The following is an 8334-nucleotide window of genomic DNA, read 5'->3' on the forward strand; positions in this document are numbered from 1 at the left end:
CTGCGGGCCGCGACCGTGCCCGCGCCCGTCGCCGCGGCCCGCGCGCTCGCGGTGGCGGCGGGCGCGCGGGTGCACGAGGTGACCCGGGTACGCTCGGCGGGCCGCTCACCGGTGGCCCTGGAGCGCTCGTACTTCCCCGACCTGCCCGGGCTGCTCGGGGAAGACCTCACCGGCTCCCTCTACGCCCTGCTGGCCACCCGCTACGGCCTGGAGCCGCGTACGGCGGTCGAGCACCTCGAACCGGTGATCGCCCGGCCCGGCGAGGCCGCCGAGCTGGGCATCGAGCCCGGCACGCCGCTCATGCTGATCGAGCGCACCGCCTACGCGGCCGACGGCACGCCGGTGGAGTACGCGCTCGACCTGTTCCGTCCCGACCGGGTCCGCATCTCGGTGCGCAGCGGCGTCCAGGAGGGGAGTCCGTGACGGAGCACGGTCAGGGCACGGTCAGGGCACGAGCGGGCCCTTGACCACGGCGCCCGGCACCCAGCGGCCCTCCACCTCGACCTCGACCGGCGTCCCTAGTTCGGCAGGCAGGTAGGCGTAGGCGATGGACTCGCGGGCGGTGTAGCCGTAGCCGCCGGACGTGACGCGGGCCACCACCCGGCCGTCCAGACGTACCGGCTCGTTGCCGAGCGCGACGGCGCGCGGGTCGCTCAGCGTCAGGCAGCGCAGCCTGCGCTCAGGATCGGGGTCGAGGGCGTCACGGCCGAGGAAGTCGCCCTCCTTCTTGACGCAGAAGCCCAGCCCCGCCTCGTACGGCGTCGTCTCGGGCCCGAGGTCCGCGCCCCACACCCGGTAGCCCTTCTCCAGCCGCAGGCTGTCGATCGCCCGGTAGCCCCCGGCCACCAGCCCGTACGGCTCCCCCGCCCGCCACAGCGCCTGCCACAGGCCGAGCCCGTACTCGCTGGAGCAGTACAGCTCCCACCCGTGCTCGCCCACGAACGTCACCCGCAGCGCCAGCACCGGCACGTCCCCCACGGTCAGCTCGCGGGACGACATGAACGGGAAGTCCAGCGCGTCGGGCGTCAGCCCGGCCAGGACGTCGCGGGCCCGCGGGCCCCACAGGGCGAAGCAGGCGTACTGGCCGGTCACGTCGGCGATCCTGGCGTTCGCGCCGGTGAGCGCGGCCTGCTTGCGCAGCCAGCCCAGGTCGTGGGAGCCGAAGGCGGTGCCGGTGATGACGAGGAACTCCCGCTCGCCGCGCCTGGTGACGGTGAAGTCGCACTCGATGCCGCCGCGCCGGTTGAGCGCCTGCGTGTAGGTGACGGCGCCGTCCTGGCGGGCGACCCGGTTGGCGCACACCCACTCCAGGAGTTCGGCGGCGTCCGGCCCGGTGACCTCGATCTTGGCGAACGAGCTCTCGTCGAACAGCCCGGCCGCCGTGCGCGTGGCCCGGTGCTCGGCCCCGATCGCGGGCGACCACAGCCGTCCCGCCCACCCGTGCGGCCGCTCGTCCTCGCCCGCGGGCCCGCCGGACGCCTCGTTCGCGGCGTAGTAGTTGACCCGCTCCCATCCGGACTTCTCGCCGAAGACGGCCCCGTGCGCGGCGTGCCAGCCGTAGGCGGGCGAGACGCGCAGCGGCCGGCCCGCCGACCGCTCGTGGCCGGGGTAGCGGATGTCGTAGTACGTCTCGTAGTTCTCGACCGCCCGCTTGATCGTGTACGACGGCGAGCGGTACTGGCGGCCGAACCGGCGGATGTCCATGTGCCAGACGTCCATGCCGGGCTCGCCCTCGACGATCCACTCGGCCATGACCTTGCCGATGCCGCCCGCGCCCGCGATGCCGTGCGCGCAGAACCCGGCCGCGACGAAGAACCCGCCGACCTCGGTCTCCCCGAGGCAGAACTCGTTGTCGGGGGTGAACGCCTCCGGCCCGTTGATCAGCTTGCGGATGCCGACGTCGGCCATGGCGGGCACCCGGATCCTGGAGTTGCCGGAGATCTCCTCGAACCTCGGCCAGTCCTCGGCCAGCAGCCGGCCGTTGAAGTCGGGCGGCACGGCGTCGTAGGAGTTCGGCCCGGCCGTCCAGGGGGCGCAGGTGCGCTCGTACCCGCCCATGACCAGGCCCTGAACCTCCTGCCGGTAGTAGACGAGCAGGTCGGGGTCGCGCAGCGTGGGCAGGCCCGTGTGGTCGTGGAAGGCGTCGGTGACCACGTACTGGTGCGACATGGGCACGATCGGGACGCGTACCCCCGCCATGCGGCCGATCTCGGCCGCGAACATGCCGCCGCAGTTGACCACGATCTCGCAGTCGATGTCGCCCTGGTCGGTGCTGACCCCGGCGACCCGGCCGTTGACCACCTTGACGCCGAGCACGCGGGTGCGGGTCCGCACCGTCGCCCCGCCCTCGCGGGCGCGGGTCGCCAGCGCGTAGCAGAGCTGGGACGGGTCGATCTGCCCGTCCGTCGGCAGGTACGCGGCCCCCACCACCCCCTCGGGGTCCATGAGCGGGAACAGCTCCACGGCCTCGGCCACCGAGATCTCTTCCAGCGGCAGCCCGAACGTGCGCGCCCAGCCGATCTGGCGGCGGATCTCCGCCATGCGCTCGGGCGTGGCGGCCAGCTTGATGCCGCCGCACTCGGTCCACCCGGCGTCCAGGGTGCGGTACAGCTCGACGGAGTACTGGTTCATCCGGGTCAGCGTGGGGTCGGCGCGCAGTTGCCCGACGAGCCCGGCGGAGTGGAAGGTGGAGCCGCTGGTCAGCTCGTCCCGCTCCAGCAGGACGACGTCGCGTTCGCCGAGTCGGGTGAGGTGGTAGGCGACGGACGCGCCGCCCACCCCGCCACCGATGATCACGATGCGGGCCGAGTCGCTCATGGTCGCGAGGCTAACCGGCACGCCGTAAAAGGTCTAGACCGTTTAGAGCGCCGGGGCTAGCATCGAGCATGGCCACGCCCGAGGTCCTCGATCGCATCCCCCTGCTGTCCGGCGTGCCGCGCTCCGTCGAGGAGCTGCCCGGCGGGCTCACCAACCACAACTACAAGGTCACGACCCCGCGCGGCGTCTACGTCGCCCGCGTGTGGGCCAGTGACGGGGCGCTGCTGGCCATTGACAGGGACGCCGAGCACGCGAACTCCGTGGCGGCGGCCCGCGCCGGGGTTGGGGCGCCGGTGCACGACTATCTGCCCGCTCTCGGGGTGCTGGTGGTGGGGTACCTGCCGGCGCGCGCGTTCACGGCCGACGACCTGCGTGACCCGGCGAACCTGCCGCGGGTGGCCGAGGTGTGCCGGCGGCTGCACGCGGGGCCGCGGTTCGTGCGCGACTTCGACATGTTCGAGGTCCAGCGGCGCTACCTGGAGATCGTGCGCGAACGCGGCTTCCGGCTGCCGCCGCGCTACCTCGACTTCATGCCCGAGGTCGCCCGGATCAGGAGATGCCTGGCCGTGCGCAATGAAGGCACCGTCCCGTGCAACAACGACCTGCTGCCCGGCAACATCCTCGACGACGGCGAGCGCCTGTGGCTCATCGACTACGAGTACGCGGGCAACAACGACGCGTGCTTCGAGCTGGGCAACATCTGGAGCGAGTCCGACCTGCCGCCGGGCCACCTGGACGCGCTCGTCACCGCCTACTACGGCCGCCGCCTGCGCCACAAGATCGCCCGAGCGCGCCTGCTCGGCCTCATGTCCAAGTACGGCTGGACCCTGTGGGCCTCGATCCAGGACGGCGCCAACGACACCATCGACTTCGACTTCTGGTCGTGGGGCGTGGAGAAGTACGAGCGGGCGGTGGCCGAGTTCACCGATCCCGGCCTCACCGGCCTCATGGACGAGGCGGCCCGGGCAGACTAGGGGCATGCTCGCCGCATTGACCGGTCTGGGCCTGTCCACGGCCGCCGGGCTGAACGCGTACATCCCGCTCCTCGTGGTGGGCGTGCTCGCGAACTTCACCGACGCCGTCCGGCTGCCCGACGGCTACTCCTGGCTGTCGAACTGGGGCGTCCTGGGCGTCATCGCGGTGCTGCTCGTCGCGGAGATGGTGCTGGACAAGGTGCCCGCCGTCGACAGCGTCAACGACGCCATCCAGACCGTGGTGCGCCCGGCCTCGGGCGGCGTGGTCTTCTCCGCCACGAACGCCGCCGCCGAGTTCGAACGCTCGACCTGGATGACCGAGCACCCGTGGGCCGGGTGGCTGCTCGGCATCGTCGTGGCGCTGGCCGTACACGCCGTCAAGGCCGCCGCCCGCCCCGTGGTCAACGCCGGGACGGCCGGGGTCGGGGCGCCGGTCGTGAGCACGGCCGAGGACGCGGGGTCGCTCGGGATGAGCCTGGTCGCGGTGTTCGCGCCCGTGCTGGTGATCGTCGGGCTGCTGCTGTTCGGGGTGGTGGCGTGGTGGCTCATCCGGCGCGTACGCCGCTTCCGGGCACGACGGAGGGCCCGCAGGGGGGCGACAGGCGGTTACCCACCAGGCTGACCCGGCTCCCGCGCGGCGTCCTGGAGCGTGCGCAGCCAGCCCTCCAGAGTGGTCACGAACTCGGCGGGCCGCTCCTCGTGCAGCCGGTGGCTCGCCCCCTCCCAGCACACGACCGCGGACGCCGGGTCCTTCAGCAGCCCCGCCTCCCACTCCGCCCGCCCCGGGTCGGCCCAGATCGACAGCACCGGGCACCGCCTGCGCGTCAGGTAGTCGTCGCTGGCCGGGCGCACCCCGATGGCGTCCTGGCCGGTGAACATGGCCTCGAACGCCTGGGCGAGGACGTGCGGCGGCGTCCCGTACAGGCGGCGTTTGTGCCAGCGCCTGATGAGGGCGGGGGTGGCGGCGTTCGTGCACCATTCGTCGATCCGCTCGGCGGCCTCGTGCGGGCGCTCGCCCCTCAGGCCCTCGATCATCCTCGGGAAGCCGCGGGCCAGCTCGGCGGTCATGCCGTAGCCGGGGTCGAGGGCGGCGAGCGCGCGTACCCGGTCGGGGTGCTCGACCGCCAGGATCGAGACCACCTGGCCGCCCATGGAGTGCCCGACCGCCACCACCTGCGGGACGTCCAGGCGGTCGAGCAGGGCGTGCAGGTCCGCGGCCATCATGCGGGGCGTGTTCCCGGTCTCGGGGACCGAGGAGTAGCCGTGGCCGCGCAGGTCCACGGCGATCACCCGGTGCGCGGCGGCGAGCGCGTCGATGTGCCAGGCCCACTGGTGGGAGTCGGCGCCCCAGCCGTGCACGAGCAGGAGCGGCGGCCCGTCGCCCGCCTGCCCGCCACCCGCCTGCCCGCCACCCGCCTGTCCGTCGCGCGCCTGTCCGTCATCGGTGTAGAAGAGCCTGACCTCGGGCCCGACCTGCGCGTACGGCACCTATCCCGCGCCCCCGTCCGAGGTCGGCGGCCTCATGGGCGGCACGGACGGCGGCTTCGGACGGGGCAGGATGGCGGCCTCCCCCGCGCTCCAGCCGCCGTCGATGGCCAGCTCGGCGCCGGTCACGTACGAGGCCGCGTCGGACAGCAGGAACGCGGTCGCCTCCGCGACCTCCGCGGCCTCGCCCCACCGCCCTGCGGGCGCCAGCCCGAAGGTCCCCTCCTCCGGCACGGCCCCGAGCAGCCTCGTCATCGGGGTGGCGATCATCCCGGGATGGACGGAGTTGACCCGGATGCGATCCCGGGCGAACTCCAGTGCCGCGATCTTCGTCAGCCCGCGCACGCCCCATTTGGACGCGCCGTAGCCGCCCGTCCCCGGCAGGGCGAACAGCCCCGCGACCGACGACACGTTCACGATCGCGCCGCCGCCCGAGTCGCGCATGGGCCCGACCACGGCCTTGAGCCCCAGGAAGGCGCCGGCCAGGTTCACCCGGAGCACCTGCTCGAACTCCTCCAGCGACTGCTGCTCGATCGGCAGGACGGTGGCGATGCCGGCGTTGTTCACCAGACCGTCGAGCCGGCCGTACTCCTCCAGGGTCTCGGCGACCACCGCGGCCCAGTCGTCCTGGCTCGTCACGTCGTGGGCGACGAACCGGGCGCCCAGGTCTTTGGCGGTGGCCGTACCCTCCTCCACCAGGATGTCGGTCAGCACGACCCGCGCCCCGGCCGCCACGCAGCGCCTGGCGGTGGCCGCGCCCATGCCCCTGGCGCCGCCCGTGATGATCACTACCTTGCCGTCCAGCACGCCGTACGCCCTTTCTGGGGTGGTTCAGCGGACATGTGCACTGAAACACAAGCTCCGCGCCTCGATCAAGAGCTTGCTTGGGCATCGGAACCGGCTCACGCGCGCCGGAACGCCCAGGGCGGACTATCCTTCAAGGCACGAACATCAACGAGAGGTGGCAATGCTCGGCGATTTCCTTGTCATCGTGCTGGTGATCCTGGCGTTCCTCCTGCTCTTGGGCGGTGTGGGCATCTACCTGCTGGTCAAGCTGGGCAAGAAGGCCGCGGTGAAGGCCAGGCAGGCCACGGGCCGGCTCACCACGCACGTCAACGCGATGGGCACCGGCGACGCCGCCGAGGTCGAGCGCCTCCGGCTCGACCTGCGCCGCGAGGTCACCCTCACCCGGCAGGCCGTCGAGAACGCCCAGCACCAGGGGTGGGGGCTCGGGGAGCTGCCTCGCCTGCTGGCCGACCTGACGGCCCAGGCCGACGTGCACGACAGCCAGCTCGGCATGTACGCCCAGCAGCGCCGCGTGTCGCCGTACGTCGACCACGCCACCCTCGACCGCCTGCGCGAGCACCAGGCCAAGCTGACGGCCATGTGCGCCCGCATCCGGGCCGACCTGCTGGGCGACCAGGTGCAGCACACGGCGACGGGCATCGCCGACCTCACCTCACGCACCGATCTGGAGATCGAGGCCCGCCGCCAGGCCCCGATCAAGGACCCCCTCGACGAGATCGACGAGCTCTACCGCCGCACGATCGAAGACCGCAAGGACCGCCCCTGACGGCTACAGCATGCGACATGATGAACGCGTCGCGTGCAACGGCCCGAGGAGACGCCCCCCATGAGCACAGCCTGGCCGGGACGGCTCCGTCCCGGCCCCGCCGGCGAGTGGACCGCCGACATGCTCGATCACCTGCCCCTTGACGCGCTCCGGCACGTCGAGTTGATCGATGGGTCCCTCATCACGAGGTCGCCGCAGACCGGCTTCCACATGCTCATGCTCCGCCTGCTCGAACAGTCGCTCCGGCCGCCCGGCACGCTCATGGCCGTGCGCGAGATGACGGTGACGCTGGGTGTGCGGCAGCGGCCAGAACCCGACATCCTCCTGGTCAAGAGGTCTGCCTTCAGCACGAAGATCACCTCGTTCCGGCCGGAGGACGTTCATCTGGTCGTCGAAGTGGTCTCCGACGAATCCAGCGAGCGGGATCGAGTCACCAAGCCGATCAAATACTCCGACGCCGGCATCAAGCACTTCTGGCGGGTGGAGCAGGAGGACGGCCTGGCGGTGGTGTCCACGTTCGAGCTCGAGCCCGTGGTCAGGGCCTACGTCCCCACCGGTATCCATCGCAAGCGGCTCCAGACGAACATCGGGTTCGACGTGGACATCGACCTCCATCTGCGGCAGGTCTCGGGCTGACCGGGATCAGGCCGCGGTCCCGTCGTCGCCATGGACCGCCGCGACCAGCTCCGCCTCCGTGGCGCCCCTGGTGGCCAGCGACTTGACGGCCTGGGCCTGGGCGTGGGTCGGCAGCCGGCCCGCCAGCAGGATGGGCAGGGTGAGGCACCGTACGAGCACCTCCGGGGCCGAGATCCCCGACGGGCGGCGGGCCACCGACACGTTGACCCGCAGCGCGTGCTCGTTGCCAGGCGCCACACCCGGGCGGTCGATCTCGATGGCGCTGTAGCGGAAGCCGTTGGCCAGATCGCACGGGCCGCACCCGGCCGGTCCCCTGCTGAGCTTGCCGCCGCACTCCGCGCAGGTCAGCCGGTCGTACGCGGCGTCGACCACGCGCCACGGATGCTTGTCGGGCTCCTCGGTCACCATCTCGGCGATCAGGCGCTCGTCCGGCGGCTCGGCGGTGCCGAACTCGCTCTCCAGGAAGGCCCGCCAGCCCTCCTCGACGATCTCGTCGACGATCCCGGCACATCGGGCGCAGCCGAGGACCCCGGCGGGCTCCCAGCGATGGCATTCGGGGCAGCGTTCCATGTGCGCAACGTACAAGGTGGGGCGAGCGGGCGCATCGCAATATCAGCTCACATGCCGCATCACCCCGGCCCCGCCGCGCTTCCAGCCACGGCTCCATCCGGGCGGTTCCAAACCGGGCGGTTCCAACCGGGCCTCCGTCTCCGGCTCCAGCCGGGGCTCCGGCCGCGGCTTCGGCTCCAGCCGGGGCTCCGGCCGCGGCTCCGGCTCCAGCCGAGCTCCGGCTCCGGCTCCGGTTCCGGTCGCGGCTCTAACTGCGGTTCTCGCTGCTGAAGTGGACGG

The 8334-nt window shown here is 72.3% G+C and carries 9 protein-coding genes; 5 read left to right on the top strand and 4 right to left on the bottom strand.

Features of this window, described 5'->3' with window-relative positions; genetic code table 11:
* Positions 1 to 423: GntR family transcriptional regulator (locus ABD844_RS10820; protein ID WP_344875591.1), on the top strand; the 423-nt coding region annotated here is incomplete at its 5' end.
* 21 nt (positions 424 to 444) lie between these two features.
* Here ABD844_RS10820 and ABD844_RS10825 read toward each other — a convergent pair.
* Complete coding sequence (locus ABD844_RS10825) at positions 445 to 2817, bottom strand: GcvT family protein (protein WP_344875593.1); 2373 nt, start codon at positions 2815 to 2817, stop codon at positions 445 to 447.
* Positions 2818 to 2885: 68 nt separating this feature from the next.
* On the opposite strand from ABD844_RS10825, the gene ABD844_RS10830 reads away from it, so the two are divergent.
* Together ABD844_RS10830 and ABD844_RS10835 are read left to right on the top strand one after the other, a co-directional pair.
* A complete protein-coding gene (locus ABD844_RS10830; RefSeq protein ID WP_344875595.1) occupies positions 2886 to 3791 on the top strand; it encodes a choline/ethanolamine kinase family protein in 906 nt (301 codons plus the stop codon).
* A gap of 4 nt (positions 3792 to 3795) precedes the next feature.
* The gene (locus ABD844_RS10835; protein ID WP_344875597.1) at positions 3796 to 4413 is read left to right on the top strand and encodes a DUF4126 domain-containing protein; all 618 of its coding nucleotides are present in this window, start codon (positions 3796 to 3798) and stop codon (positions 4411 to 4413) included.
* On the opposite strand, the gene ABD844_RS10840 is transcribed toward ABD844_RS10835, so the two are convergent.
* Complete coding sequence (locus ABD844_RS10840; RefSeq protein ID WP_344875598.1) at positions 4398 to 5279, bottom strand: alpha/beta fold hydrolase; 882 nt, start codon at positions 5277 to 5279, stop codon at positions 4398 to 4400. The two genes, ABD844_RS10835 and ABD844_RS10840, sit on opposite strands and share 16 nt — an antisense overlap.
* A complete protein-coding gene (locus ABD844_RS10845; RefSeq protein WP_344875600.1) occupies positions 5280 to 6083 on the bottom strand; it encodes a glucose 1-dehydrogenase in 804 nt (267 codons plus the stop codon). It abuts the gene before it with no gap.
* A 160-nt stretch (positions 6084 to 6243) separates the two neighbouring features.
* Here ABD844_RS10845 and ABD844_RS10850 point away from each other — a divergent pair, with 160 nt between their 5' ends.
* Positions 6244 to 6849, top strand: coding sequence for a hypothetical protein (locus tag ABD844_RS10850; protein WP_344875602.1), 606 nt, complete (start codon positions 6244 to 6246; stop codon positions 6847 to 6849).
* Positions 6850 to 6909: 60 nt separating this feature from the next.
* Entirely contained in the window at positions 6910 to 7485 is a 576-nt protein-coding gene (locus tag ABD844_RS10855) for a Uma2 family endonuclease (protein ID WP_344875604.1), read from the top strand.
* A 6-nt stretch (positions 7486 to 7491) separates the two neighbouring features.
* Here ABD844_RS10855 and ABD844_RS10860 read toward each other — a convergent pair whose 3' ends face one another.
* A complete protein-coding gene (locus ABD844_RS10860; protein ID WP_344875606.1) occupies positions 7492 to 8055 on the bottom strand; it encodes a hypothetical protein in 564 nt (187 codons plus the stop codon).
* Positions 8056 to 8334 lie beyond the last annotated feature (279 nt).

The sequence above is a fragment of the Nonomuraea antimicrobica genome (assembly GCF_039536965.1).
GTDB classification, from domain to species: Bacteria; Actinomycetota; Actinomycetes; order Streptosporangiales; family Streptosporangiaceae; genus Nonomuraea; species Nonomuraea antimicrobica.

Coding starts and splice junctions, on each gene's coding strand:
- ABD844_RS10825 (WP_344875593.1), bottom strand. CDS start 2,817: ATGAGCGACTCGGCCCGCATCGTGATCATCGGTGGCGGGGTGGGCGGC.
- ABD844_RS10830 (WP_344875595.1), top strand. CDS start 2,886: ATGGCCACGCCCGAGGTCCTCGATCGCATCCCCCTGCTGTCCGGCGTG.
- ABD844_RS10835 (WP_344875597.1), top strand. CDS start 3,796: ATGCTCGCCGCATTGACCGGTCTGGGCCTGTCCACGGCCGCCGGGCTG.
- ABD844_RS10850 (WP_344875602.1), top strand. CDS start 6,244: ATGCTCGGCGATTTCCTTGTCATCGTGCTGGTGATCCTGGCGTTCCTC.
- ABD844_RS10855 (WP_344875604.1), top strand. CDS start 6,910: ATGAGCACAGCCTGGCCGGGACGGCTCCGTCCCGGCCCCGCCGGCGAG.
- ABD844_RS10860 (WP_344875606.1), bottom strand. CDS start 8,055: ATGGAACGCTGCCCCGAATGCCATCGCTGGGAGCCCGCCGGGGTCCTC.